The sequence below is a fragment of the Paenisporosarcina sp. OV554 genome, assembly GCF_003058165.1.
Lineage (GTDB): Bacteria > Bacillota > Bacilli > Bacillales_A > Planococcaceae > Paenisporosarcina.
This window is the reverse complement of the sequence record NZ_QBUC01000001.1, coordinates 64,611-91,495: the sequence shown is the minus strand read 5'-3', so window position 1 is coordinate 91,495 and position 26,885 is coordinate 64,611. Positions and strand designations below refer to the sequence as shown.

The window sequence follows — 26,885 nt, the reverse complement described above, 5'->3', positions numbered from 1 at the left end:
GTATATACATGAAAAAAATCGTTATCGTTGGCGCTGTTGCTGGAGGCGCTACTGTCGCTTCCCAAATTCGTTATTATGATAAAGAAGCAAAAATCGTCATGTATGAACAAGATGAAACCATGTCTTATGGAGCTTGCGGAATGCCTTATTTTATCGGTGGCGAGATTACAGATGAAAGTTCACTAATTGCAGCAACGCCTGAAAAATTTAAAAAAGAAAAAAATATTGATGTTCGTTTAAAACATCGAGTAATAAGCATCAATCGAAATCAAAAAACGGTTGAAGTGTTAAATTTAGAAACACAACAGACTTTTGAAGAATCATATGATGTCCTTATATTATCACCTGGAGGAAAGCCAATAATTCCAAAAACACCGGGCCTAGATAGCACCACAATGTTCACATTACGAAACTTCAGCGATATGAAGAAAATTAATCATTATATCAAAACGGAACAACCCAAAAGCTGTGTCATCGTTGGAGCAGGATTTATTGGTTTAGAGATGGCAGAAAATCTTGCCAATCTCGGCATAAAGGTATCTATAGTAGAAAAATCTCCACAGGTGATGAACATTATGGATCCCGATAGCTCTGCTCTAGTGGAAAAGGAATTACTCGAACATGGTGTGAAGCTTTTTAAAGGGAATTTCATTACCAAAGCTGATGGTCAAAACCTCGACCTCGATTTAGGAGAAAAACTACAAGCTGATTTTATTTTAATGAGTGTCGGTGTCTCTCCAAGTACCGAACTAGCAGAAAAAGCACAGTTAACAATTGGTGAAACTCGTGGAATTGTCACAAACCTATATTTACAAACAAATGATCCGTCTATCTATGCAATTGGTGATGCTGCAGAAAACATCGATTTTATTACAGGCGATGCTAAACGCGTTCCTTTGGCATGGCCAGCTCACCGTCAAGCCTACATTGTGGCTCGTCATATTACAGGCGACAATATTCCTTTTAAAGGATTACTTGGTACATCCATTTGTAAAGTGTTTACTCAATCAGTCGCAATAACAGGATTAAATGAAGCAACGTTAATTGAACGTCATATGAAATATGAAAGTGTTGTCCAAACAGCACATTCGAATGCCGGGTATTATCCAGATCATGCGAAAATATTCATGAAAATTCATTATGATTCTCCAACTCGTAAAGTATTAGGAGCACAAGTAGTTGGCGGTAAAGGCGTTGACAAACGGATTGACGTCCTTGCAACTGCAATCTATGCAGGTCTTACAATGGATGACCTACAAGCACTAGAATTAGCTTATGCTCCACCATACTCATCACCAAAAGATCCAGTGAACATGGCGGGATACCGAGCAAAATAAAATCGCTTGGGACTTTAACAGTCTCAAGCGATTTTTTTATTCTATAGTTGTGGTGTGGTCTAAGCACGGATTTGTGTCGACTATGAGCGGTTCTTTGTCGACTACTTGCGAAATTTTGTCGACTACGCGCGAATCACTTCAAAATATCCATTAATTACCATATTAAGCGATTCTTTATTTCAAACTTTCGTCACGTTTCTTTTGTCTTCCTTTTTTCCAAACAAGATAGATAAAGACTAGAAACAGAACGTACACAAGAACTAGTGCTGCCATATAGGGTTTATTGAATCCTTTTTTATCTTTGACCAAATAAAACTCGGCAATTTCACGACTCAACACAAGTTTGTAAGTTCCATCATCTTTTTGTCTCAAAATATCGCTTTCAAATAAGCCTGTAAGCTCTTTGTTATCACCAATGACTTCTCTTGGTAAGTCGAAGCTTTGAGTACCCCCTGTATTGTTTATAGCCACAATCCAAGATTCCTTTTCATTCGATCGTTTATAAATCATTAATCCCGCTTCATTATGCAACATTTCAATTGACCCAGTACGAAGAGCCGATGAACCATTTCGGAGTTTCTGGACATCCCCAATAAATTCAACTAATTCTTCATCTGTATTAAAATCCAATAGCGGGTGTGATTCCGGTGGTTTTTCACCATTTACTGCAATCTCAGAACCATACGTCATTAATGGCACACCAGGAATAGATAGTATTGTTGCCATTGCCATTTTAAATCGAGTGGGTGGGAACATATTTGATTCTGCTGCATCTGCTGTAAATCGGCGAGAACTAAGTGAATCAATTTGTTGTATTACTGGTTTGTCTTGTGATGGCACTGCTATTTCTATTTCATTATCAACCGTTTTAAATGCATGACGATACTGTTCTTCTTGATCAGTTGAAACTTTAGCATCAAATTGTGCTTCACTTGGTTCATTGCTTAAGACATAAAAGTCTTCATTTTCTTCTTTAAGTGCATCAATTATGGTATTTAAAAAATCCGTATCAACATCTTCAATAGCCGTCAGTCGAAGGCCATCTACTTTATATTGTTTCACAAATGATAAGACAGATTTAAGAATAGCTTGTTGAGCGTCTTCATTCGTGAAATCAAATGAAATGGTCCCATCAGTATTTTCTATAATCCAGGGATCATTGTCCTCATTAGAAGTAAAGACATGTTTTGAACTTACATTTTGTATTGGGAAATCAACAATAACACTCATATTTTTTTGATGAACTTTGTCGATTAACGTATTTAATTCTTTAGATGTACCAAAATGTCGCTCTAACTTCTCATAATCCAATACACGTTTTCCGTCATAGGTTTCAGTTGAAAAGACTGGTCCTAGAGAAATCATGGTAAAACCTAGCTTTTCAATATGATCCAGTTTTTCGACCACTCCCATGAAATCTCCGCCTGCAAATGCTCCAGGTGTTTGTGTATCAACTTCAAAATCATTTTCAATCGTTTTATTAAAGTATCGATCGACTAACAAATCATATATGCTTTCATCTTCTATCGTTTCTTTTGCTGCTGCTTGTGTGGTTAACGGTGACACCATACTAACAATTAGAGTCAAAATAATCGTCATCAGCATCCATTTTTCTGTCTTCACGGGAGGTCCTCCTCTACGAATCTTCATTCGTAATTTTACCAAACACTTCTGAGCCTCGCCATGATTAACGAAGAATTCATTTTGATTTACGTCAATACTGTGAAATTATCCACTTTGTTGAGAAACTTTCACCCTAATTCCAACTTGGGAACCGATTTTTCCAACTGAGCAATCGCTCACTTTCAAATCAATTAAAAAACCACCTTACTCCAACCATAAGGAGTAAAGTGGTTCAAAAAAGTACTAAGCTAAAAAGTTAATGCCCATTGGTAATTTGAATCCTAAGAACATCGTGATGAATAAGAAGATAAATAATAGAACCCAAAACATTGTTGTCGGTTTTTGTTTTTTCATACGAACTAAAATCATTTCCATCATTCCGATAATTAGAACGCCACCGATTAATTTAAATCCGTATAACATGCCCATATCGAAATCCATACCTTTAATAAATAGCGATATACCAGTTAGTAGAATTAACACGTAAAATAAGCGTAATATCATATGTGTTATTTTTTGGCCTTTACTGCCGTTTTTCATTGCAACTGCGACAAAGAATAAAATAATTCCGATTACCCAAGTCGTAATGTGTAAATCCGTGTTAGCTAAAAAATCCAAAATCGTCACCTCATCTAATTTGTTGTTCTATTCTAGAATATCATATCTACGGTTCTAATAAACTTTTTTAGGCTACCGCTTGTCGATATTTCCCGGGCAATTATCTTTATTCGAATCGATTGACCAATGTCCCTATACCTTCAACCGCTACTTTCACGGTGTCTCCAGTTGCTAAAAACTTTGGTGGATTAAAGCCTTTACCCACTCCAGAAGGGGTACCAGTTAAAATCACATCGCCTGGTTCAAGTGTCACAAGTGATGAGATTTCAGCTATTAAATCTTCTATAGTGAAAATCATATCTTTTGTGTGTCCATTTTGACGCACTTCACCATTTACTTTCGTAACAATCGATAAACTTTGTGGCTCAGGCACTTCATCTTTCGTTACCAAATATGGACCCATCGGACATGATCCTTTCAAACTTTTACCTAAGAAAAATTGTTGGTGTTTAGATTGTAAATCCCGCGCCGTTAAATCGTTCGCAATGGTATAACCAAAGACATGATCATACGCTAATTTTTTCGGGATATTGTCGCCTTTTTTACTAATGACGACTGCTAATTCTCCTTCATAGTCATAAGAAGAGGTTACATTCGCATGTACAGATAATGTTTCTTTATCCGCTGCAATAGTCGTAGGTGATTTTGTGAAAACCATCAGATTTTCAGGAGCACTTTGTAATCCCATTTCTTTTGCATGATCTTCATAATTTCGTCCTACAGCAATAATATTTTTCGGCGTACGTGGAATTGGTGATAACCACTCAATAGTTGAAAAGGCATGTTTAAATTGACCAGGTTCTTCAGATTTCAATGCAGCATCTGTAAGCTTTCTCATTTGTTCTACAAAATCCATTCCGTTAGCAATTCCTTCGACGATTGTTTCAGGAAAACTCGGTACTACCTGGAGCGTCTCTTGTATCGCTAACACGTCCCACACTGCTTCTTCTTTTTTTACTTTTGGACCAAATTTGATAAGGCCATCGTAGCGATATGACAAAATTTTCATACACGGACACTCCCTGAAAAAGAATTTGTTAAATTCAGTCTACGATACTTCGACAGATTTTTCATCCGAAATTTTTATTTAATTTTCCCGTATGTGACTCTTTTCCAAATCGCTTCAACTGGTCCTTGCTTAAATTTAGACAACCATATTTCAGAAAAAATCATTTGAATGACGAAAATACCTACTGCCATCCAAGTTCCAGTCAGGACATCGATTTTTCCATATAACGCAAATCCGTATGAATAGAAAATTGTGGTTGCAATGACCGACTGGGATAAATAAGTAGTCATGGACATGCGACCAACTTTGGCAACCGGGTTCAATAGTTTCCTGAAGATGGTTAGCTGACATAAGAGAGTAATCAAACCAGCGTATCCAATTGCGACTAACGGTCCACCAAAGATATCTTGAACAAACATATAATAAAAGTTTGCCTCAAATAAATACGGCAAAAGTTTAATAGAAAACCCAGCAACTAAAGTGACAGCCGTTAACGTAATCCAAAACGTTTTCTTATTTGACGTGCGTTCGATCAACTTCCCTTTTGCTGCCGCTGCTCCAAGTAACATATAAGGTAAAATGGTCATTCCAATTAACAATAAAGAACCTGATTCTATATTAGCGTAGGTCCAATCAGCTGCTCGTTGCATAAAAATATCCATCCAAGAACCTGAACCAAATGCATCAAGAGAGGATTCTATTTCTTGAAAACCCGTATAAAACTCTTCACCTGTTGCCGAGACAATATAACTTAACAACGCGAGTCCCATATTCGGAATGACATAAAGTAGGAAAGCGATAGTTACTAACCATATTCGTGATAAACGCAATAAAAAGAGGACTATAAAACCACTTAAAGCATAAGTGATTAATATATCTCCAGACCATATAAGAAACGCGTGTAGAATTCCAATGATAAGCAGAATGCTTAATCTACGTAAACCAAGCGGAATAAATGAAATTCCGCGTTCTTGTGATTTCCTAAATTGCATCATTAAGCCGTAACCAAACAACATGGAGAACAACGGATAGACGCTTCCTTGTATGGCGATATCGATCCATTGAAACGTATCTTTGTCACTCGGATCTGTATACCATGTGTACGGATTGATGTAGTAAAAAGGGGTATGGAATGCGAGCATATTGACGATAAAAATACCAAGAAGTGAGAAGCCGCGCATCATATCAATGGCAACTACTCGTTCATGTAATTCAGTAGGTTGAACTTTCACATTTAATCCTCCAGTAAGATTGTTTGATCAGCGTCAAACAAATACAATATTTTCTCTTTTATCGTAATGGCTAAAATATGCTCAATCGCTTGTTTATAAAGTAAAAGCTGTAATCCATAACGATGATGCATTTCACGTAAAATGGATGCTTCTGTAATAAGAACTCCCTTTATTCGATCGGTTTTATAATCCAGCAGTACCCACTCCCCGTCCGCTTCTTGGAAGAGGCAGTCAGCGATACCTTGCAAGATTTGAGTGTCTCCATCGTCATCGGTTAATCCATAAGTAAAGGGAACTTCTCGTAACACTTGCTTAGCTTGACGTAAGCGAGTAGCCAGTGGAGATTGTAAGAATGCCCCTAGTGCATCTGTCTTGATAGCATTAGCTTCATTCGATGTTAATAACTGTTTATCTGCTAGCTGTTGGATAAATGCTTCAATTGATCCCTTACTTAGAGCTAGATTTACATCTACATGTTGCATAGCTGTATGCATTGCCGTTCCGATTTCCGCAGATGTTAGTTTCCGCTCACCTTGTTGGAGAAAAGCAGGTCGCTTATAGACACTTTTAATCGCTTGTTGTACTTGGCTCGGTCTGAAAAATTCAGGTTCTTCTTCTTTTCTTAATTGATCCAGTCTTTTGAGCTCGCTCACCGATTGTTTTGAACGTTTAGAAACGGAGCGTTCAAATGGGTACACTGCATTAAATCGTCTTTCGATTTCGTCCATCATTTCTGAAGTAACGACATTAGCAGTTGTCGGATTAGTCGATTGTGGTGATTCTAATTCTACTAAGACTTCACGTAAGTCTTCCACATAAATTGTCTCGAACGACCACTTAGAAGGATGTTGTAAACCTGAATGCACTACTCCTTGCCACAAAGAGAAATCCGGATGTCTTGCTACTGACGGTCCAATCCAATCTAAGAACCCTTTAGCTCGTGAACGCACATATTCCGGCAACCTGTCTCCACTAGAGTTGGCAATATCAACCCATTTAGTGATGGATTTTTGTGCATCTTTTACCGTTCCAACAAGCATTAATTTTTCTTTTGCTCGCGTCATAGCGACATAAAGAACACGCATTTCTTCCGACTTTAACTCCAGTTGTTTCTTTTCCTTCATCGCCAAAAAGGGTAAAGATGTGTAGGCAATACGTTTTTCTGGATCTACTGCTTTGACAGCCAAACCAAATGTTTGATCAAATAAATATAATTCATTGAAGTCCATTTGATTGAAGTCTCTCCCTAAACCGGCAATAAAGACGTATGGAAATTCAAGACCTTTAGACGAGTGAATCGTCATAAGACGCACGACATTTTCTTTTTCACTCATGGCACGCGCAGTTCCTAAATCGTCTCCGCGCTTTTTCATGCGATCAATAAATCGTAAGAAGCGGAATAATCCACGGAAAGAGGATTTTTCATAAGACAAAGCACGATCATGCAATGCACGTAAATTCGCTTGTCTTTGTTTACCACCTGGCATAGCCCCGACCATTTCGTAATAATGTGTGTCCATGTAAATTCTCCAAATCAAATCGGCTAGTGAACCTCTCCGTGCCAAATCACGCCATTCTTCGTAATGTAAGAAGAACCGCTGTAACTTCTCGGCTGTCTCTGGGTCAATCCCACTCCCACCTAAGCGTATAAAGTTTTTAAGCGCCTCAAAAAAAGGCTCTTTTGGTGCTGACAAGCGAATATGTGAAAGCTCAGATTCTGTTAATCCGACAAAAGGCGCACGAAGCACAGACGCTAATGGGATATCTTGATATGGGTTATCGACTATACGCAGTGTGTTCAACATAATCATGACTTCGAGCGCGTCAAAATACCCTTTTGATAGATTCGCATATAATGGAATTCCTGCTTGCTTAAACTCCTCTGTTAAATCAGCGGACCAGGTCATTGATCTCATCAAAATGACAATATCACGGTATTCAAGAGGTCGTTCATTTTTCGTCCATGCATCGACCACCATTGTTTGATTCTCCATCAATTTGCGGATTTTCCCGATGATATAACGGGCTTCCCATTGTGACTTTTTCAACTCTTCTAGCTCTTGAATCTCTTCATTAACATCCTCGTCATCATCTGTCGATTCCTCGTCTTCTTGTTGTTGTGATAGAAGCGTCAGCTCTACTGTTGATTGTTGATCAGGATAAGGCGCCCCTGGTTTTAATGCAGCCGCTTCATCATATTCAATTTCACCAACACGCTCGCCCATGATTTGAGAAAAGATAAAATTAGTCGCATACAAAATTTCCGGACGACTTCTGAAATTCGCATTCAAATCAATTTTGATACCTGTATCTAGAGCTTCAGTTGTAAACATTAAATACTTCGCTAGGAAAAGCATTGGTTCTGCTAAACGGAAACGATAAATCGATTGCTTAACATCCCCAACCATAAACATATTTCCGTTTGCTTCTGTTCCACTTTTGACAATTTGTAAAATCGTTTCTTGTAAGCGATTTGTATCTTGATACTCATCCACCAACACTTCCTTGTACTGCGCCATTACATCTTCTGCAATGTTTGAAGGAATAAGATGACCATTTTCTTCTTTCGTCAAAATTTGCAGCGCAAAATGTTCAAGGTCTGAGAAATCGACTAACCCCCGCTCACTTTTTGCTAATCGATACTGCTCTCCGTATGTAAGAGTTAAGTCGACGAGTGTTTGGAGAATCGGGTGCATCAGTCTCATTTCGTCTAGCAATCTCGCTGGAGTCCGCGTAAAGTAAGAATCTTTTATTCCATTAACCCGCTTCTTCAATTGGTCGCGCTTATCTTTGGCTTTTTGAATGAGGTCTTCATCGTAAGTTTCTTTTGGAATGCGCGCTGCAGTTGTAAATTTTAAGCTTTGAAAATAGTCAAAAGTAGATTGCCATGATTGTGTAGAAATTCGACGAATCCCTTCAGCAATTAATAATTGATCTTGCTCAACTGTAGTTCCATAAGGTGCTGGCCCAGCTGGTTGTATAGCAATCTGACGCATTTCCTCTGTCATAGAATAAGCTTCTTCAAGCGTATGTTGAATCGTTAATTTTAGAGCATGGATAAAAGGAAGCTCATCGATTTGCATGTCGATCGGCACATTGTAACCTTGCGGAATCGATTGTAACCACTTCTTCGGCTCAGGATGAACACTTGCAGCACCATATAATTTCTCAATCAGTGTTTCAATTAGTTGATCATCACGATCGGATGTAAAACTATCAACGAGTCGGTATATTTCTTCGGGATTATCTGCTTTATAAGCTGTTTCCAACACGGCTGCCAACACATCGTCCCGAATTAATGCAGCTTCTGCCTCATTAGCGAGTCTGAAACCTGGATCCAAGTCGAGCACGTAAGCGTACTGTTTAACGATAGATAAACAAAACGAATGGAGAGTTGAAATTTGTGCCTTATTTAATAGGCTCAACTGTCTTCTTAAATGGCTTGATGTCGGATCCTTAATTAATTCTTTTTCCAATGCTTCCGCCATACGGTGACGCATCTCAGCTGCTGAAGCATTGGTAAAGGTCACTACTAAGAGTTCATCTACATCAACGGGATTCGTTTGTCGAATCATTTTTTGTATGAGTCGCTCGATTAATACGGCCGTTTTCCCTGAACCCGCAGCCGCTGAAACGAGTACGTCACGACCTTCTGCAAAAATCGATCGCCACTGAGCATCCGTCCAAGTTACGTCTTGTGGTTTAGTCGGTATCAACATTCGGTGTAACCTCCTCATTTATTCGCTGCGTAATTTCTTCCGGTGTGCTAACCGCTAGTTTGCGATAGTCTTGCTCAGGATCTGTTGGATCAAATTGACACACACTGCGGTAATTACAATAATCACATGCCGTTTTATCTTTCATACGGTAAGGCAACACACGCGTATCACCGGCAAGCATGCCATCTCCAGCTTGTTGATGTTTGGCCCGTACAAATGAACGCAAATTAGCCATATCTTGTGGAGAGACAACTTTTGACGTTTTCGAAATGGACCCATCTTTATTGATTCGGGCTGGAATAACTTTAGAAGCTCCAACAATTTCTGTATCCATTTCATTTAAAACAGCTGCATCGTCAATTAATAACCCACGCATTTTATACTTCTTGAACACTTCTTCTTCTATATCCATGTCAGACAACTCTTTTGCTAGTTTCAACATTGGATTATGAACGTGAACATATAGAACACCCGCAGGATCTGCTTCTTCACCTAACCAGATAGCAGAGTTAGTTGCTGCTACGTCTAAATACGTAAGCATTTGCAATGATATTCCGAAATACACATCATTTAAATCCAGGCCCTTTGCGGATGATTTGTAATCAACAATTCGGATAAATTGTTTGCCATCAATAACGGCTGCGTCCACTCGATCGATTCGTCCGCGCATTTTCATCGCGTTACCGTTTTTAAGTGGAATTTCGAGTGTCGGCAATTCTTCTCCCGGACCAAATCCCGCTTCGATCGCTATCGGTACAAAGCTCGAAACACTGGCATGATCGCGCAATGTCGTCATCGTTCTCTGCAAAATCTGAACAAGTTTACGTTGAATATAATAATACCTTTTTGAACTCATCAAGATTTGATGAACGAAATGCGGCGAGATTTCTTCCACAGCTTGTCTTGCTAATTCCCAAGCATGCGTAGTTGAAAGCTGGGCCCAAGAGATTCCAAGTTGTTTCGTTTCGTCAGCAATCCATTTTAATGCAGCATGGAATAAGTCCCCGATAGCGGGTGCTTCAAGACGATACTCACTACGCTCTTCTAATTGCAAACCGTATGTCGCGAAGTGTGCAAAAGGACAACTATAGTATTTTTCAACGCGAGACACACTCGATGTAAAGGAGTCACCATATAAGGCGTTTGTGGTGTCTGGATTTAAACGTTGTGCTTTTACTGGGTTTGATAACTGGCGCATCACTCGCTTGAAAACGCTTTGCCAATATGGGTCATTCTCATAATAAGAGGCAACTGCTAGCCATTCTTCTTCAAGTTGACCTTCTGTGCGTGCTTGTTTTATTTTTGTAGCTAAAAATTGCATCGTTGGTCTAGGATGTTGAATATAGTGCTTTGCACTTTCTTTTAATACTGCCGGGTCTATCACAGCAAGTTCAACTTCGACATTTGGCATTAATTTTTGTAGTCGCTTGATGTACGTGGACGGCAGTAATGCTTTGCCTTCTTCATCCGCCACAGCATACGAAATAAACAGTTTATCTGAAGCTGTTGTCACTGCTCGATAAGCCATGTAGGTTTCATCCATTAACCTCATTTTAGAAGTTGGGGCAAGCTCGAATCCAATTTGCATAAACCATTCGCGCTCGGTATCTGACAGCAACCCTTCTTGGTCGATGCGCTTTGGAAATACTCCATCGTTTACTCCAATCACAAAAGCCGCTCGAATATTTGACAAGCGTGATAAATCAACTGTGGCTACAGTTACTTCGTCAAGAGACGGTGGAATACGTGAGAACTCAAGCGTATCAAACCCTTCCTCAAGCAATCGGAAACTCTCTTTCGGCGTTAACTTTTCATCGCCAAACATCAAAACGAATTGATCCAGAACGTCTACCCACTGAGACCACGCTTGATCATGCTCAGTTGCAAGCAATAGATGACCATGTTCATTTTCATCGTCTTTTAATATTTGTATCTTATCGAAAATATATAGTTCTTCTACAAATTCAAAAAGAGCCTGTGCTACTTCTTTGCCTGTTTCACTGTTTTTAATCTTGTGAGCCAACGTTTGAAGAGGTGCTAACATGCAGTCACGTACAGCTGTAATATCCTCTTGTAAGGCGCGTTCCTCATCGGTTTGAGCTTTTGTATGAAATTCAAGTCCTCGATATTTTTTTACGAGCCAGCGTTTCTCATCAGTCCAACGATCTCCATAAATCCCTTGTGAAATCACAAAATTCTCTAAGCGATCGGCACGTTCACGCCAAATTTGTTTGTTTGCTTGAAGTGGGAAAATCAAATCTGTTTTGATCGCTCTAAACATAGATTCATATTGATAATCGTTCAAAATAGATTCAAAGACTGAACGACTCAATTCAACTAAAGGATGATGCAACATCGCCTTTTTGCGGTTAATGAATACCGGGATATCATATTGTGCAAATGTCGTTTCAAGAAGTTCATCGTACACTTCAGGTTGTCGATAAAGAACAGCGATGTCTTGATATCGCATCTGTTCATCCCGAACGAGACGTCTAATATGCCTAGCCACAGCATGAACTTCTGCTCGACGACTGTCAGCTTCAATTACATGTACATGCTCGTGATTATCAATAGCTGGCGCGGGATACGTATGTAAGTTCTCTTCCAGATGCTGAATTTCGCTGTTCATAAAACGTTTGTTTTCATTTAAATGAACAGATGGTTCGATTGCTACAGAACCTTCGTGCGCCATTTCTTTTAATCTCTCAGCCGTTTTTGCAGCTCCATGAAAGAGTGATTGATCGTCCATCAAATCTTCTATTTCGTTATTTAGTGGAAGTGCAATCGTGACGCGTTTGGCATGTTTCATCAACTCGCCTAATATTTCATACTCCCTTGTGGTCATTGTTACAAAGCCATCCACGTAAATATCAGATTCTGCTATTAGCTCAGACTGATGAATCTGCTTTGAAAGCAACGCATAATACCCCTCACTGTCGATATAAGCCGTCCCAAGTCGTTCTTCTAATGCACGAAGTAAGACGGACAAATCATGAGCCTTGTCTTGCAATGTTCGAGGGGCATCCACTTGTTTAAGCGACTCTTCAAGTGAATGCAATGTATCACAATCCAAACAATAGCGAGTAAATTCTTTTAATAACATTTCCATTTGATCCGTAAAGCCGCGTTTATTTGCTGCTTGTTTGAAGAGGGAAAATTCTTCTTTATGTTCTTCCAATAATCTTCGTATTAACATACGGTAACCAAATCCACTAATTTCTTGTCGACTAATCCCACCTGTTTCTTGCAACACGCGCCAAGCTAAGCGTTTAAACGTCGTAACTTGTGTTCGGATAATTCCTTTTACTTCTTGAGTAGTTGATAATGCCGATTCAGTAGAAAATGACATTTGGTCAGGTACAACAAAAAATATAGGAGATCCCAGTGGATTGCTCTTCGATGCGTCGGCAACTTCACGTCTCATATATTGTGATTTCCCAACACCTGCTCGTCCAGTTATTAATCGCAGTGACACATGAAAGCCCCCTTAATTTTCTTTAGTAGTAGTGTTCAAAAAGGAGCATAAAAAGAACCGAGGAGGTCAAGGCGGCGTAGTCTTCGAGCACCACAGCGTATGTACCTAATACGTGAGGAGCGGAGAAGCAAGCCAACGAAGAGATCCGAAAGTTATTTTTAGCGGACTTTTTGAACTTCATATAAAAAATCCCGAAATTTCTTCCCTACCTCTATTGTACAGAACTACTGCAAGAGGTGGAAATTATTCGGGATTTTTACCTGTAAAATCAATGGTGGCTGTTTCAAGTGGCCAATATCTTGCAACAACTTTTCCGACGATATCATCTTTCTTCACAAACTGAAAATAACGACTGTCGAGGCTTTGCCTGCGATTGTCACCAAGGACAAAATAGGAATCTTCTGGGATTCTCAATCTTCCTGTGAGCGTTTGAAGTGTGAAATTTTCTGTCAATCTTTCATTCGGATCATCAAAGGCATCATATGATTGCAAGAAAGGTTCTTCCACACGCTTGTCATTAATAAAAAGATTGTCATTATAGTACGTAATAACATCTCCCGGGACTCCAATAATTCGTTTAACGTAATCTTCATTTTCATCCGTATGAAAAACTAACACATCCAAGCGATCAATGTCGCCAACGGTATATGAAATTTTACTTACTAATACTTTATCCGAACTTTGGAGTGTGGGCTGCATTGATTGACCTGAAACTGAGTAATTCGTTACTACTAAGGAGCGAATGACGACAATGATTAATATGCCAATAATAATGGCTTTAGCCCATTCCCAAGCCTCCTGTTTCAATGAACTCAAACCATGGGCCCCTTTCCCTTTTGTCTTTCTTTTTGAATCAATCGAAAATCCGCTTCAACTCGTGCATTTAACCTTCGTTCAATTTGCTTACCTAAAAGCCATAATAATACGATAACTGCCACTACTATAGCTGTTCGTATTGGTTGTGTGATAAGAGCTTTAATGTCATAGCCAATAAAACTTATGGTTAAAATCATCACAAATTTACCAGCAAGTAACGTCCATAAATACGTATTCTTTTTTATATCTGATAGGCCTGCCACAACATTTACGAGTGCAGACGGGGTAAACGGAAAACATAATAATAAAAATAACGGTCCAAATCCATGCGTTTCAACCCAATGAATTAATTTCTGAACACGTTCATGTCTGGTCATGATGCTAAGAAAGCGCGCACGACCATATTTGCGAATGATTAAAAACACAATATATGAACCGATAGCAGTCCCAGCCCAAGATATTAAAAAGCCTATCCATAAACCATATGCGCTAGCATTGGCAAAAACGAATGCAAATAGGGGTAAAAATGGTAAAAAAGATTCTAAAAATGGTAGTAAGAATCCGATGAGAGGTCCAAGTGATTTGTAATCCCTTGTTAGTTCTAATAAATTTTCTGTTGTTAACCAATCGAACATGATCTTCATCCTCAAAATATAATAGTTATCCTTCAGTTTTCCCGAGACCAGCCCGTATCAAACATTTGATATGTAATGATTAGATGAATAATAGACGTGGTTTCACTGGTGTTTATATAATGGTGGGTTTGATTTCCAGAAAAAACCAAGGTGTCACCTGATTCAAGTTGAATCTCTTCAGCTTCTAATATAATTTTCAATTCTCCAGTGACCACCGTTAAAGATTCCTCCACTCCATCCATATGAGCAACACTTTCATAAGAACAGTGTCGATCTAACTCAATCCTGTAAAGTTCCCAACCACGTTCTGGACTATACGGAATAATAGAAAATACACGATATCTTCCTTCGTCTTCTGTTACGAATGGAATTTCTGAAGATGAGATTTTTTTTACAGTAGATTTTGGTGGTTGTAAAAGAGAAGAGAAACTAATTTTCAATCCATCGGCAATCTTCCAAATGGTAGATACAGTCGGATTTGACTCCCCTTTTTCCATTTGTGCAAGTTGTGCTTTACTAACATCTGTCAGTTTCGCCATATCATCTAAACTCATCCCACGTTGGTAACGAATTTTTTTTAACTGAACACCTAAATTACGTCTCATCTGTTCCATAATTTCACCTCTCGTTGTTTATTTTAACATACAGTTGTATAATCTATTAAACATTCAGCGAGAGGAGCAGATGACACATGACATTTACGAATGGAATTCGAGCCGGTTTAAGCATCGCTATCGGATACTGTCCAATTGCTTTAACTTTTGGTTTACTTGCTAAAACAACCGGCTTATCTATGTGGGAGGCAACGGCTATGAGCATGTTTGTTTTTGCAGGTGCTGCTCAATACATATCGTTAACATTAATCTCAACAGGCGTTGATCCCATTTTAATTGTTCTAAATACGTTTGTCGTCAACATACGTCACTTTTTAATGACGGCATCATTGAACGAAAAGATGCAACCTGATGCCCGTTGGAAAAAAGCCATTTATGCATTTGGGGTTACAGATGAAACATTTTCGGTATTAGCTACACAAAAACGAGATAATATTCGGACATCCTTTGCTGCAGGCGTCATATTAATTTCCTATGGCAGCTGGGTAGTTTTTACAGCACTCGGACACGTTATTGGCGCTAATTTGCCTGCGTTCCTTCAAGCAGCCATGTCTATTGCATTATATGCAATGTTTGTAGGCTTGCTCGTACCCTCTATGAAAGGCAATCGAAAAGTGGCATTGCTTGCGTTATTCGGGGCAGTCATTCACTGCGCCTTGTATTGGAGTGGCTTATTATCAACCGGCTGGGCAATTCTAGTTGCCACTTTGGGTTCCGCGATTTTGGTTGAAATTCTATATGCTCGGAAAGGACGTGTCGCCTAATGGAAAAGTGGTATTGGTGGATTATTCTCGGAATGGCTATTGTGACCTATATTCCACGTGCTTTTCCGTTAACTTTTTTAGAAGGACGTGAATTACCACCGCTTGTTAGTGGTGTATTAAGAAATATTCCCTTTGCTGTATTAGGTGCTTTAATATTTCCCGCCATCCTATTCGTACAAGAAGGCAATTTATTATTTGGCTTTATTGGTGCCGTCGCCGCATTCGCATTAGCATTTGCTGGAGCAAACGTCATCATAGTGGTAATGGGATCCATCGCAGTATTAGCTATTTATAGTTTGATAGGCTAGAAGATTTTTTGTTACATGGTCCAGGTTGATGGAGTGACTCGCCAGGTTGACGAAGTGATGCTCCAGGTTGACGGAGTGGTTCTCCAGGTTGACGAAGGCTCCCGCCAGGTTGTACAAATTATCTACCATTCCTATCCTTCACTAATCGTCTGAATAGTCTTATTATTGAAAATAAGTTGACGAGTTATTTCGAAAGGAGTAAAGTCATAATCAATTCTTGCAACGATTTTATAGCTACACATCACTTTCTTATCTAGAGAGACCGAGGGACAGGCCCTTTGACGTCTCGGCAGCGGGTTCAACTTAATTGTTGAACACTGTGCCAACTCCTGCAAGCGAATGTACCTAATCGCTTGGAAGATGAGAACGAGATGGTTTTCCGTAAATTCGGAGAGCCTTCTTTTTCTTGAGTATAAGAAAAAGAAGGCTCTCTTTTTTTCGTTCAGAGATAGAAGGATGATGCGCTAAAATTGCCTGCGGAATCAATTATTTTCCTTTTCAGGGAGTTCTCAATTTCCGAGTGAAAGTAATTTATTTAGAAGGAGGTTCCGTAAAATCAAGAGCAACTTGCAAAGGTCTTTACTAATAAAAAAACGGAGGAATTCAAATGACATTGGTAATTGATTTAAAATCACAGATTTATGATAGTATCGATAGCCATTCAGAACGAATTATCTCATTGGCACAAGAAATTCATGCGAAACCTGAAATTGGTAATGAAGAAGTGTTTGCTAGCTATTCTTTAAGCGAGAATTTGATTTTGAAGTGACTCTTAGTGTATCTGGTCATGACACTGCCTTTTATTGAGCGCACCAGAATTACTTCATCAGGTAGCACTTAAAGCGAAGAATGAAGAATAAATGTGTTATACAGCGAGGGCTTATTAGCCGCTCGTTTTTTTACAGCACCATTCTTCTCATTCAAAAAAAGAAAAACGACTTTACACATGAGTGTAAAGTCGTTTCGTTTAATCTTCCTGTTTCTTGCCGCGTTTCATCATAAGTGTTGCATACCAAAACCCGATAGTTAAGGATAAAGCATCGACGACGTACAGCAACCAAGTATGTGTATATCCTGCATATACGGATGCAGTAATCAGGGCGACCGTTAATATCAACGCTACTATATGTGAGAACGTAATTCGTGTAAATAATATAACGAGCACTCCGGGTAATAATAAAGCTAAAATAAATTTGGTAACCATAGATTCCATAAATGTTCTCCTATCTTACGACCAATAAACCGAGACGATGGTGATCGTGACGATATATAACATGTTGACGTAATCGCACTTCTCCTTGATGATCGAGAATTTCAAGTCTACAATGTGCCGCGTTTATCTGAATTGCTTCATATAATTCTCTTTCGTTTGAAACTGTTTGACCATTTACTCTACGAATACACTCACCAATAACAAGTCCCATTTTTTCAGCTGGCGAATCGGGTAAGACACCCGCAATCATTACTCCTGAATCTTTGGGAGCAACAGCGTGATTTCCTTGTCGTTCTTTGATTGCAAAGTTCATCCAAACACCAATACGGGCAATTGCACCAATAGCTAAACTAATTGCTGCCATCACGGGGAACCAAAATGCAGTTATTGATAAAATCACAGTACCTAGACCAACAGCTGCAACAGACATTCCAAGTTTCGGGAATAAATATACTGGCAGTGAACGACGAGTTTTTTGTTGGAAGCCAATTACAACTGGAAATAATACCAACCCAAATGATTCACTACCGAATGAAAATTGAGGCCAGTATGGAGAAAACTCCTGAATGACATCTCCTGGCACTATCACAAGCAAGGGAATCATCCATAAACGCTTGGATAAATAACTTGCAGCTGTTAGTCCACGAGAAGACTTCACTAAAATTGGTGAAGCAGATTCAGCACCAGTTTTACTAATGAGTAGACCTTCAACAATTACTGTTGCACCGATAATTAAGGCAACAGGCAATGACAATTGCATCCAGTTCATTTCTCCAAACCAATCAAAAGTCAAAAACGAGAATGTGAGATTCGTTTCATATCCAATCCACAATGCTCCGATAGCTAATGCAGCTGCTACAATTGGTGAACCCAATTGATACATGAAAAGCATTACTAGAATGGCACTGATGATACTATACGTTGCAATCCAATCTGTCGTTACGGTTAAACCAATACCAATACTAAGTACTGAAAGAATAACTGCAAAAATCCAGATGTCCGCAAACATTCTCTTCATTTCTGTCCAACCCCATAAAATACGCGTTCGAAAAGAACGTCTTTCTCTTTTCACACGAACATATCCCAGGAGTATTGCGAAAAGAATTGCAATGTAAAATAATGGATTGATAAATAATTTACTGATCCCTTTTAACAACTCTAATCCTATCTCTTGCCACATAAACCAAACACCACCCAATCAACGGTTCGTGCATTTCTTTCCATTGTAACAAACCGTTGATAGAATGCGTATAGGTTTTTTCTACTTTTGAATAGAGTGGAATAAATAACCTAAGGACTTTTGCAGTTGATCGTCATTTTTCTTGCTCGTTTTATACGTCAAAATCGTCTCTCTAGCTGATTGATAAAACTCTGTATTCATAATCGCATCAGTTTGTAGTTTCTTTTCTTTTTTGAATTTCAACACTGCTTTTGCCGTATCTTCATCAAAATATCCATTAACTTTTGTAATAGGATATCCTAATGCCTTTAATACTTTTTGTCCATAAATGATATCTTCATGAAAATCTCCTACTTGATAAGTGCCACTAATAGGCAACGGCTCTAGCTGGTAAAGCTCATTTGATTCAACTTTAAAATCGGCTACTATGCCTTTTCCATGAATCCACTGTTGCTTTGGTGTTAACCATTTATGCGAGGATAGTTTCATTTCCCCTCCATTGGTTAGTTCCCACGTTTCCTGAACAGTACCTTTCCCAAAGCTCTTAGAACCTGCAATGAGTGCACGTTGGTTTGATTTTAATGCACCACTCAACACTTCGCTTGCGGAAGCACTGCCTTCGTTTTGCAACAACACAATCGGAATCTTCTTCATTACTTTTGAGTAGTCATCTACATTTGTTGCTTTCACTGGCAAAGGTTCGAGAACACCTTTGGCATCTTGCATATAAGCGAAGATCTGTCCGTTTTTCAACATCGTACCAATGATTTGTTCTACGCTATGTAAATATCCGCCTGGATTTCCTCGAACATCAATTAATAAGCCGTCGATCCCTTGCTTGACCAAAGTGCGGGTTTGCTGTTCCCATTCTTCTGCAGTTTTTTCACCAAAAATTGAAATACTTACATAGCCAATTGCCGAATTATCTTGTTCGATACGCTCACTAGAAACGGTGTGAATTTGCAGTGCCGATCTCACCATACTTAGTTCCATATGGCGATCTTCTGTTTCTCTAAAGACGGTTAAAGTAACATTCGTTCCTTTTTTACCTTTAATAGCTTTTAGCAAATCAGATAAACTTTTTCCGTCGACTCGCTCTCCATCTACTTGTACAATTTCGTCGTAAGGTTTAACGCCTGCTTTTTCTGCTGGTGATTCTTTCAAAGGCGTTACCACGATAAAACGTCCTTTACTTTCAACAATTTCTAAACCAATACCCACGCGCTCGTCCGACAATGATTCCCGATGCGATTTAGCTTCTTCTTTAGTCATATACTTACTGTAAGGATCCCCAAGCGTTTCAGCCATTCCTCGAAGAGCGCCTTCAATCAACAGTTTCCCTTCTACCGGATGAACTGAGCTAGCTAAAATCCGTTCATAAGCTTCATCAATTGGTGACATTTGACTTATCGTATTACTAGCTGACTTGTCTTTTTTAAACGGAGTCCAAAACATGAGTAAACAAAGAATCAAAATAACTAAAAATGCAAATAAAAAAACCCGGCTTCTTTTCAATAAATATCGCCCCCTACTTTCTTCGTTTCATTGTATGAACGAGTAGCGGGCAATACGACAAGAAGAAGCCAGATTTATTATTAATCTAAATTTGAAACAAAATCTTTTATCATGTTTTCATCCATCGGGCCTACGATTTTGTTTTGAATACGCCCTTTCGTATCTATCATGTAAGACGTTGGGATCGTAATGGCTTGAAACGTCTCTCCAACCACTCCTTCTGTGTCCAGCGGAATCGGGAAAGTTAATCCATAATCTTGAACAAAATTCTGCACACTTTCTTCCTTATCCTCACTTGTTAAGTTGACTGCTAAAATTTCCACATTTTCTTCATCAGAAAAATCTTCGTAAAAATTTTGCATATGAGGCATTTCGGCTTTACATGGCGGACACCATGTTGCCCAGAAATTGACAATGACTTTTTTCCCTTTTAATTCAGATAGTTGAACCTTTTTGCCATCTAGTGTAGTTAGAGTAAAGTCTGGTGCCAAGTTCCCTTTTGTTAAGCCTTCTTCAGATGTTACATCTAGTAGATCCACACCCTTTTGTTCATTAGAAAACGACTCTTCTGTATCGACATTCCCCTTTACAAATCCAACAATCATGATGGAAATCAGGATTGCGACAATAATCAGACCAAACATTTTTTTCTTCATCATTATTCCTCCGTAAATTCATGTTGTTTATTTGTTAAGGCGTGAGCTAGTAATCCACAAACCACGAATATACCGGTAACAATGAGTGGGGTTTGAAGCACGCCTTGTGGTTGAATAAGGGCAACAAAAATATGTGTAAGTAAAAACAGTACAATTAATTGAAATTGCCAAGTGGTTGAACTGGTGATTTTCAACCAAGTCAGAGTTGCTAATAAAACAAATAAAACTACCGTTACGATTTTTTGCCAAGGCGATGCTTCGTTTAATAAAACCATAATTATTTGATATAAAGATTGTAACATGACCATTGAAAACAACATGGCAACAAGCTCAAATTCTTGCCAATTTTCCCGCTTAAACTGCAACAATAATTTCGACAAAGCGATGCTTAAGCCAAGAATTACCCCTACACTACCTCCATTAAAATAAAGTATCGAAAATGGAGAATCGATTATCATTTCAAAGTCAGTAATGACTACACTGAATTTCCAAACAAGTAAAAATAGAATAGCCGCACCTGAGAACCAGTCTTCTGTCTCTTTTCCGAATTTGCGCCATACAATAATTCCTGTCAGTAGTATGGCCAAAAGTACAGCGACCCATGATGAAGGTATCGTCAATGTTCTAATAATAAACCAATCCGTAACGGGCAATATTTCTCATCTCCTAAACAACGTTTCATATATTCGTGATAGTAAACATTTACATAGAAAAACTCACTCTCAATAAAATGAGAGTGAGTTTTTACTAGATTTAATTAAAATGATACGTAAAGTATTGGATTTACTGCATTAGAACGTGAACTATTCCAAGGACCTACGTGAACTTCAAAATGTAAATGTGATCCTGTAGAACGACCTGTACTTCCCATTTTACCGACAAGTTGTCCTTTTGAAACTGATTGGCCAACGCCAACATTAATTCCACTTAAATGTGCATAAACCGTAGTGAAAATTTGACCATTAATTGAGTGAGTAATCATGATTACATTGCCGTAAGTTCCCATTGGTCCTGCGTGAGAAATAACACCATCTGCTGCAGAAACAACCGGTGTTCCTACGCTATTCGCAATGTCACTACCGTAGTGAAACTCATTTCCAGAACCAATGTTACGTCCTCCAAAGGTTGATGAGAATCGACCAGCAGCAGGGCGTGTCCATGTTCCAGAAGAAACCGATACACTCGGTCCAGGTGCAGAAGGTCGTGATACTGTTGTAGATTTTTGTTGATTTCTTTGTGCACGTTCCTCGGCTGCTTTTTTCTTTTGAGCGATTTCAGCTTGACGAGCAATTTCAATTAAACGAGATTGTTCAGCCACAATTTTATTTTCAATTTCTTTACTAACTTTATGTGTTTCTTCATGTTCTTTTTCAAGCCCTTTTTTCTCTGTTATTAGTAGAGATTGCTGTGCTTCCAGTTTATCTACCAATTTACCTTTTGACACTTTTTGAGAATTTAGAGTTGCTTTAAGATTCATTAACTTGTCTTGACTTTGTTTTTGTTTCGCTAATTTCTCTTCAACTGAAGCTTTTTGTTCTTCAAGCGATTTTTTATCGGCCGCTTGTTCTTCCAGTATTTTACGATCAGCATCCATTAATGTATTAACAGCAGAGAAGCGGTCAATAAAGTCTGCGAAACTACTAGCTCCAAGTAAAACATCTAAATAATTTACAGATCCACCGCTTTCTTGAACTGCACGTAATCGTTCTTTAATCAATTCATCACGATCTGCAATTTTCTTTTCAAGCACTTTAATCGTTTCGTGCAATTTGTCAATTTCATCATTAGTACGTTTAATATCGCCTTTGATTCTATCAATCTCATTATCTGTTTCAATTATTTTACTATCCAGAGCTTGGATCTGTGAAAGCAAATCCGTTTGAGAATTTTGATTTCTAGTAATGTCGCCATTTTTCTTCTGAATAGTCAAATTCAATCGGTTCTCTTTCTGCTCCAATTGTTTTTGTTCACTTTTTAATTCATTTAATGAGTTTGCTGAAGCAGCAGGTTGATTCATAAATACTGAACTTCCTAACACTGTTGCTAAGGCTACTATCATCAATTTAGATTGTTTCTTTCCCATGTTATGCCCCTTTCAAATTCGCGCTTAAACGCGTAAAAACTTTCTCACCGACATGAAGCTTCCCCAAACGCCAATAAAAATACCCATCACAAGAATAAGGATGTTTACTTGGTATAAAAATGGAGTAATTGGTAATAATTTAAACATTTCGCCTTCTAAATATGGTTGAAGTATTTTATATAGATTGAAGTAAAGTAGACTAACAAGAGTAATTGGTAAAATTGATCCCAGAATACCAATCCACATTCCTTCTAATACAAAAGGAATTCGGACAAAGCCATTTGTCGCACCTACTAGTTTCATAATCTCAATTTCACGACGACGTGCTACTATCGTAATTCGTATTGTATTTGAAATTAAGAACATTGCAGTAAACAGTAAGGCTAAAATTAAGACTAGTCCTACATTTCGAGCAACATTTAAGAATTCGAACAACTTCTCAATCTTACCTTCTCCATATTCTATTGAATATGTATTTTTCAGCCGATCAATTTTCTCAGCGACTTTTTCAGTATCCTGAGGATTAGTAGCTTTCACATAAAAGGCAGCTCTTAGGGGATTGTTTTGTTCGGATAATCCCATATTTTCCCCGAAATCGTTTATTAAATCTTCGAGTTCAGCTTCTTTTGTTGAATATGTAAGAGATGCTACGCCATCAATATTTTTTATTTCTTTTTCTAACTGTTTTGCTTCTTTATCATTTGCTGTCAGTTCGACTAATACTTTAATTTCAACGTCTTTTTCTAAATCGTCTGCAACTTTGTTTAAGTTCATCATAATCATGACGAAAACGCCTACTAATAATAACGTGACTGTAACAGCACTTGCCGAAGCAAATGTCATCCAACTATTTCGACTTAAACTTTTAAAACTTTCTCGGAAATGACGTCCTACTGTTCTAGCTTTCATAACCGTAGGCACCTCCAACTTCATCACGAACCACTAATCCGCCTTCAACTGCTATAACTCGGTGTGTATTCGTATTGACAATTTCTTTATTATGAGTTGCCATAATTATTGTTGTGCCTCGACGATTAATTTCTTCAAATAAATTCATAATATCCCATGATGTATCAGGATCTAAGTTACCAGTAGGTTCGTCAGCAATCATCACTTTTGGATTATTTACTATAGAACGGGCAATTGAGACACGTTGTTGTTCGCCGCCTGAAAGTTCTGTTGGAAACATGCGTGCTTTATGTTTAAGTCCTACTAAATCCAACACTTCCATTACGCGTTTGCGGATCACTTTTGGTGATTCCTCAATTACTTCTAATGCAAATGCAACATTCTCATAGACATTTAATCGAGGCAATAATTTAAAGTCTTGAAAAACTACGCCGATTTGTCTTCTTAAATATGGAACATTTTTCGACTTCAATGTTGCCAAATTTACTCCATTAACAATTATTTCTCCGCTCGTTGGTCGTTCTTCTCTATACATCATCTTGATGAATGTCGATTTACCAGCCCCACTTGGACCAACTACATAAACAAATTCACCTTGTTTAATTTCTACATTAAATCCATTTGCGGCAACTATGCCGTTTGGATATTTTTTATAAACATTTTTCATTGAAATCATATTTTTTGTAACCACCTATACATTTTAAAACTATTTTATGATTTTTTCCGACAAATTCATTATAACAATGTTATCGACAAATTTTCATTACATTATCATTACAAAATATCAACAAAAAAGCCTACAATATCTCTCTTCTATTACTTTTTACACAAGAAAACAATCCATATTGAAATATATTTCAATATTTTAGTCGAATATTCCTTCTTAGATTTCGACAAGATTTTTACAAATTAAAAAGACCAACGCGAAATTATGCGTTGGTCTCTCTTATTACTTCTTATTTGATAACCATTCTGCCACTACTTCTGCTTCTGCACCTTCAATAATGTTAGCTGGCATCGCACCACGGCCTTCTTGTATCACTTTTAAAATTTCTTCTTGTGATAGTCGTGAACCAACATCAGTCAGGTTAGGGAAGTTTCCTTGACCCTCTAAATTTCCACCATGACAACTTGTACAATTTCCTTGCACAATTTTCTCAGCATCTTGAGTCTCAACAACTTCTCCACCATTTTTCTTATTTGTTACGGTCGCTTCTTCATCTCCGCCACCACATGCGGCAATCATCAATACAGAACCAAAAATAGCTGCAAGTAATTTCAATTTCATGTTCTTTTCCTCCCAGAATTTTTTACATTCTACTAAAGTATACCTTATTATGGACGTTTAAAACCTTCACCTAATACCTCGTAGGAGTCTGTTACGATGACAAATGCAGACGGATCAACGTTTTTTATTACTTGTTTTAATTTTGTAAACTCTGTTTGATAGACAACGACAAGTAATATTGGTCGTTCTTGTTCTGTATAACCGCCAACTGCTGAAAGTTTTGTCACACCCCGATTAACTTCGGTATAGATAGCATCCCTAATTTCTTCTTGTTTATTCGTAATAATGTAAACCATTTTCGATTGGCTAAAGCCAAGTTGGATAATATCAATTGTTTTCGTGGTAACAAATAATCCGATTAAAGCGTATAATCCTTTTTCAACATCAAATACTAAAGCAGCTGAAAGCACTATGAGTCCATCAATTAACATGACGCTTGTACCAAGTGTCAGACCTGAATATTTTGCAATAATTTGGGCTGCTAAGTCGGTTCCTCCTGTTGATGCACGACCTCTAAACACGATCCCCAGACCTACACCAACCGAGATACCGCCAAATAATGCTCCGAGTAAAGGATTCAATGTAGCTGGTTCCCAATTCGCTGTTAATAAGACAAATAATGGCAACGCAAGAGTTCCGACAAGTGAACGTGCACCGAATTGCTTACCGAGAAAAATAACGCCAGTAATAAACAACGGAATATTAAATGCATATTGCACAAGACCTGGATTCCAGTTGAATACACCTTTTAGTATGGTACTAATTCCACTTACTCCACCAGATGCAACTTCATTAGGTAGTAAAAAAACATTAAATCCAACGGCAATAATTGCAGCTCCGATTATGATATATATATACTCTAATATGGAAGATAAAATTGGATGTGGCTCATTCCGTACTTTACGATTTTTCATGATTATTCCTACCTTCTAGTTATCTAAAATTCCCTAGTGAAGTATATCAGACCCTTTGTTATGTGTGAAGTTCATTATGATGAAGTGAGAAAGTCAATCTGGAAAAACACTATGATGGTTGGTTTACTTAAGAGTTTTTACTTCATTTCTGTAAATATTCATCCGAAGATGATAAACCGCATAGATTTTTTCAGCAACAGTGAGACTCACTTTATAGAATAAGCGGTAGTAGACAATTAGTATAGGTTTTCAGGTCGCTTCGCACGCATCCTCTGCTGTACCTTGGTCTAGAGAATAAAGTGGGTGCGCTTGTGACTTCGTCAATGCACTTGCCTCTCATTTTCCAGATTATCTTACAGCTGCTTTACGTCCTTCGCTCCCTTGCGACCTGGATTCTAAGTAATAGTGCTTTGGTTTACTACAGAAATGATACTTCCTTTAAGTAGATATTCGGCTGAAGATGATATCTCAGCCTCTTTTTGCTTTTTTTATTTATACGTTTTTTTCTCCATAAGTGACACTCACTTTGTTAAATAGAAAACGGAAACTTTGAAGTAGATAGGTTTTCAGGTCGCTTCGCACGCAGCCTCTGCTGCACCTTGGTCTAGAGAATAAAAATGGTGAGCTTGTGACTTCGTCACTGCGCTCACCTCTCATTTTCTAGATCATCTTGCGGCGGGTGTGCGCCCTTTGCTCGCTTACAACCTGGATACTCAAAGTTAGGATTGTTTGGTTTACTAGAGAATAGTTACGTTCTTTATATAGATATTCAGCTGAAGATGATATTTCAGCCTCTTTATGCTTTTTTCATCTCAAAATTCGAGTTAAAACTCGCTTTATTGAATACCCAACAGTACCTCTCATCATCATTCTCACTCTCGCGGGCTCACTTTTAAAAAACTGTTGCCAAAATAAAGAAACGCAGTAGCCACCGAAATAGCATCTTCGGCGGCTTAATTCTTTAAAAATGTTGTCTT

At 38.3% G+C, this 26,885-nt stretch carries 23 protein-coding genes and 1 riboswitch; of the genes, 4 read left to right on the top strand and 19 right to left on the bottom strand.

Annotation, left to right across the window (positions count from 1 at the left end; translation table 11 throughout):
- Nucleotides 1-8: 8 nt before the first annotated feature.
- Nucleotides 9-1,337, top strand: coding sequence for a CoA-disulfide reductase (locus tag C8K15_RS00360; protein WP_108584217.1), 1,329 nt, complete (start codon nt 9-11; stop codon nt 1,335-1,337).
- Between the two features lie 174 nt (nt 1,338-1,511).
- Here the strand turns inward: C8K15_RS00360 and C8K15_RS00355 are convergent, their stop codons facing one another.
- The 9 genes from C8K15_RS00355 to C8K15_RS00315 form a co-directional block, all read right to left on the bottom strand.
- On the bottom strand, nt 1,512-2,960 hold the full coding sequence (locus C8K15_RS00355; RefSeq protein WP_108584216.1) for an alpha-amylase family glycosyl hydrolase: 1,449 nt from the start codon (nt 2,958-2,960) through the stop codon (nt 1,512-1,514).
- A 243-nt stretch (nt 2,961-3,203) separates the two neighbouring features.
- Complete coding sequence (locus C8K15_RS00350) at nt 3,204-3,578, bottom strand: YisL family protein (protein WP_108584214.1); 375 nt, start codon at nt 3,576-3,578, stop codon at nt 3,204-3,206.
- Between the two features lie 106 nt (nt 3,579-3,684).
- Nucleotides 3,685-4,587 carry a fumarylacetoacetate hydrolase family protein gene (locus C8K15_RS00345; protein ID WP_108584213.1) on the bottom strand — a complete coding sequence of 301 codons (903 nt, stop codon included), beginning with the start codon at nt 4,585-4,587 and terminating at the stop codon, nt 3,685-3,687.
- A 74-nt stretch (nt 4,588-4,661) separates the two neighbouring features.
- A complete protein-coding gene (locus C8K15_RS00340; protein ID WP_108584212.1) occupies nt 4,662-5,819 on the bottom strand; it encodes a DUF418 domain-containing protein in 1,158 nt (385 codons plus the stop codon).
- Nucleotides 5,820-5,821: 2 nt separating this feature from the next.
- Complete coding sequence (gene addA, locus C8K15_RS00335; RefSeq protein WP_108584210.1) at nt 5,822-9,538, bottom strand: helicase-exonuclease AddAB subunit AddA; 3,717 nt, start codon at nt 9,536-9,538, stop codon at nt 5,822-5,824.
- Nucleotides 9,522-13,013 carry a helicase-exonuclease AddAB subunit AddB gene (gene addB / locus C8K15_RS00330; RefSeq protein WP_108584209.1) on the bottom strand — a complete coding sequence of 1,164 codons (3,492 nt, stop codon included), beginning with the start codon at nt 13,011-13,013 and terminating at the stop codon, nt 9,522-9,524. The genes addA and addB overlap by 17 nt, the downstream gene beginning before the upstream one ends.
- A gap of 243 nt (nt 13,014-13,256) precedes the next feature.
- Entirely contained in the window at nt 13,257-13,829 is a 573-nt protein-coding gene (gene lepB, locus C8K15_RS00325; protein ID WP_108584207.1) for a signal peptidase I, read from the bottom strand.
- Nucleotides 13,826-14,464 (bottom strand): TVP38/TMEM64 family protein, encoded by a 639-nt coding sequence (locus tag C8K15_RS00320; protein ID WP_108584206.1) that lies wholly within the window; start codon nt 14,462-14,464, stop codon nt 13,826-13,828. Before C8K15_RS00320 ends, lepB begins: the two co-directional genes overlap by 4 nt.
- 32 nt (nt 14,465-14,496) lie before the next feature.
- Nucleotides 14,497-15,078 carry a helix-turn-helix domain-containing protein gene (locus C8K15_RS00315; protein WP_108584205.1) on the bottom strand — a complete coding sequence of 194 codons (582 nt, stop codon included), beginning with the start codon at nt 15,076-15,078 and terminating at the stop codon, nt 14,497-14,499.
- Between the two features lie 77 nt (nt 15,079-15,155).
- On the opposite strand from C8K15_RS00315, the gene C8K15_RS00310 reads away from it, so the two are divergent.
- From C8K15_RS00310 to C8K15_RS20095, 3 genes are all read left to right on the top strand, one after another.
- Nucleotides 15,156-15,842, top strand: coding sequence for an AzlC family ABC transporter permease (locus C8K15_RS00310; protein WP_108584204.1), 687 nt, complete (start codon nt 15,156-15,158; stop codon nt 15,840-15,842).
- Complete coding sequence (locus C8K15_RS00305; RefSeq protein WP_108584202.1) at nt 15,842-16,150, top strand: AzlD domain-containing protein; 309 nt, start codon at nt 15,842-15,844, stop codon at nt 16,148-16,150. Before C8K15_RS00310 ends, C8K15_RS00305 begins: the two co-directional genes overlap by 1 nt.
- Nucleotides 16,151-16,396: 246 nt before the next feature.
- Nucleotides 16,397-16,517: riboswitch (SAM riboswitch) on the top strand.
- 240 nt (nt 16,518-16,757) lie between these two features.
- Nucleotides 16,758-16,919 (top strand): M20 family metallopeptidase, encoded by a 162-nt coding sequence (locus tag C8K15_RS20095; RefSeq protein ID WP_146173627.1) that lies wholly within the window; start codon nt 16,758-16,760, stop codon nt 16,917-16,919.
- A 198-nt stretch (nt 16,920-17,117) separates the two neighbouring features.
- Here the strand turns inward: C8K15_RS20095 and C8K15_RS00300 are convergent, their stop codons facing one another.
- The 10 genes from C8K15_RS00300 to C8K15_RS00255 form a co-directional block, all read right to left on the bottom strand.
- Nucleotides 17,118-17,363 carry a CsbA family protein gene (locus C8K15_RS00300; RefSeq protein WP_108584200.1) on the bottom strand — a complete coding sequence of 82 codons (246 nt, stop codon included), beginning with the start codon at nt 17,361-17,363 and terminating at the stop codon, nt 17,118-17,120.
- 10 nt (nt 17,364-17,373) lie between these two features.
- Complete coding sequence (locus tag C8K15_RS00295) at nt 17,374-18,543, bottom strand: PDZ domain-containing protein (RefSeq protein ID WP_108584198.1); 1,170 nt, start codon at nt 18,541-18,543, stop codon at nt 17,374-17,376.
- Between the two features lie 81 nt (nt 18,544-18,624).
- A complete protein-coding gene (locus tag C8K15_RS00290) occupies nt 18,625-20,058 on the bottom strand; it encodes a S41 family peptidase (protein ID WP_108584197.1) in 1,434 nt (477 codons plus the stop codon).
- An 80-nt stretch (nt 20,059-20,138) separates the two neighbouring features.
- Nucleotides 20,139-20,714, bottom strand: coding sequence for a peroxiredoxin family protein (locus C8K15_RS00285; RefSeq protein ID WP_108584195.1), 576 nt, complete (start codon nt 20,712-20,714; stop codon nt 20,139-20,141).
- 2 nt (nt 20,715-20,716) lie between these two features.
- Nucleotides 20,717-21,367 carry a hypothetical protein gene (locus tag C8K15_RS00280; RefSeq protein WP_108584194.1) on the bottom strand — a complete coding sequence of 217 codons (651 nt, stop codon included), beginning with the start codon at nt 21,365-21,367 and terminating at the stop codon, nt 20,717-20,719.
- Between the two features lie 104 nt (nt 21,368-21,471).
- Nucleotides 21,472-22,797: a murein hydrolase activator EnvC family protein gene (locus C8K15_RS00275; RefSeq protein ID WP_108584192.1), complete on the bottom strand. Its 1,326-nt coding sequence runs from the start codon at nt 22,795-22,797 to the stop codon at nt 21,472-21,474.
- 24 nt (nt 22,798-22,821) lie between these two features.
- The gene (ftsX, locus tag C8K15_RS00270; protein WP_108584190.1) at nt 22,822-23,706 is read right to left on the bottom strand and encodes a permease-like cell division protein FtsX; all 885 of its coding nucleotides are present in this window, start codon (nt 23,704-23,706) and stop codon (nt 22,822-22,824) included.
- Nucleotides 23,696-24,382: a cell division ATP-binding protein FtsE gene (gene ftsE, locus C8K15_RS00265; RefSeq protein WP_108584189.1), complete on the bottom strand. Its 687-nt coding sequence runs from the start codon at nt 24,380-24,382 to the stop codon at nt 23,696-23,698. Before ftsE ends, ftsX begins: the two co-directional genes overlap by 11 nt.
- 273 nt (nt 24,383-24,655) lie before the next feature.
- Complete coding sequence (cccB, locus tag C8K15_RS00260) at nt 24,656-24,994, bottom strand: cytochrome c551 (RefSeq protein ID WP_108584187.1); 339 nt, start codon at nt 24,992-24,994, stop codon at nt 24,656-24,658.
- 47 nt (nt 24,995-25,041) lie between these two features.
- On the bottom strand, nt 25,042-25,908 hold the full coding sequence (locus C8K15_RS00255; RefSeq protein ID WP_108584186.1) for a YitT family protein: 867 nt from the start codon (nt 25,906-25,908) through the stop codon (nt 25,042-25,044).
- Nucleotides 25,909-26,885 lie beyond the last annotated feature (977 nt).

Excerpts from the sequence above, each read along its gene's own strand:
- ftsX (WP_108584190.1), bottom strand. The coding sequence starts at position 23,706 with ATGAAAGCTAGAACAGTAGGACGTCATTTCCGAGAAAGTTTTAAAAGT.
- C8K15_RS00255 (WP_108584186.1), bottom strand. The coding sequence starts at position 25,908 with ATGAAAAATCGTAAAGTACGGAATGAGCCACATCCAATTTTATCTTCC.
- C8K15_RS00320 (WP_108584206.1), bottom strand. The coding sequence starts at position 14,464 with ATGTTCGATTGGTTAACAACAGAAAATTTATTAGAACTAACAAGGGAT.
- C8K15_RS20095 (WP_146173627.1), top strand. The coding sequence starts at position 16,758 with ATGACATTGGTAATTGATTTAAAATCACAGATTTATGATAGTATCGAT.
- C8K15_RS00360 (WP_108584217.1), top strand. The coding sequence starts at position 9 with ATGAAAAAAATCGTTATCGTTGGCGCTGTTGCTGGAGGCGCTACTGTC.
- C8K15_RS00345 (WP_108584213.1), bottom strand. The coding sequence starts at position 4,587 with ATGAAAATTTTGTCATATCGCTACGATGGCCTTATCAAATTTGGTCCA.
- C8K15_RS00315 (WP_108584205.1), bottom strand. The coding sequence starts at position 15,078 with ATGGAACAGATGAGACGTAATTTAGGTGTTCAGTTAAAAAAAATTCGT.
- C8K15_RS00295 (WP_108584198.1), bottom strand. The coding sequence starts at position 18,543 with ATGTGGCAAGAGATAGGATTAGAGTTGTTAAAAGGGATCAGTAAATTA.
- cccB (WP_108584187.1), bottom strand. The coding sequence starts at position 24,994 with ATGAAATTGAAATTACTTGCAGCTATTTTTGGTTCTGTATTGATGATT.
- C8K15_RS00310 (WP_108584204.1), top strand. The coding sequence starts at position 15,156 with ATGACATTTACGAATGGAATTCGAGCCGGTTTAAGCATCGCTATCGGA.
- C8K15_RS00285 (WP_108584195.1), bottom strand. The coding sequence starts at position 20,714 with ATGAAGAAAAAAATGTTTGGTCTGATTATTGTCGCAATCCTGATTTCC.
- C8K15_RS00275 (WP_108584192.1), bottom strand. The coding sequence starts at position 22,797 with ATGGGAAAGAAACAATCTAAATTGATGATAGTAGCCTTAGCAACAGTG.
- ftsE (WP_108584189.1), bottom strand. The coding sequence starts at position 24,382 with ATGATTTCAATGAAAAATGTTTATAAAAAATATCCAAACGGCATAGTT.
- C8K15_RS00300 (WP_108584200.1), bottom strand. The coding sequence starts at position 17,363 with ATGGAATCTATGGTTACCAAATTTATTTTAGCTTTATTATTACCCGGA.
- C8K15_RS00305 (WP_108584202.1), top strand. The coding sequence starts at position 15,842 with ATGGAAAAGTGGTATTGGTGGATTATTCTCGGAATGGCTATTGTGACC.
- addA (WP_108584210.1), bottom strand. The coding sequence starts at position 9,538 with ATGTTGATACCGACTAAACCACAAGACGTAACTTGGACGGATGCTCAG.